The following is a 332-nucleotide window of genomic DNA, read 5'->3' as shown; positions in this document are numbered from 1 at the left end:
CCAAATACGTTCCCCACAATGGAGGTCAACATATTGGTGACAGAACCTTCTTCAAACAGATCCAGTGGATAAGCAACGTAGCAAATAAACTGGTTATCTTCACCGGGGACTGGGGTGATGTCGTAGCAACGACCTTTATAGCGATCCAAGTCCGTCAGCAAGTCGGTCCACACGGTTGTCCAAGTGCCGGTGGAAGACTCTGCAGCCACAGCAGCACCCGCTTCTTCAGGGGGAACTCCAGGCTGAGGGGTAACGCGGAAAGCCGCGAGGATATCAGTGTCTTTCGGTGTGTAATCGGGGGTGTAATAAGTCAGTCTGTAGTCTTTTACACC

The 332-nt window shown here is 51.5% G+C and carries 1 protein-coding gene; it reads right to left on the bottom strand.

Going from position 1 to position 332, the window contains the following annotated elements:
• The coding region (locus FLQ44_RS25605; RefSeq protein WP_206208892.1) for a hypothetical protein at nt 1-332 on the bottom strand (332 nt) is incomplete at both ends.

Source organism: Vogesella mureinivorans, assembly GCF_007644035.1.
Lineage (GTDB): Bacteria > Pseudomonadota > Gammaproteobacteria > Burkholderiales > Chromobacteriaceae > Vogesella > Vogesella mureinivorans.
This window is presented reverse-complemented; position numbering and strand designations above follow the sequence as displayed.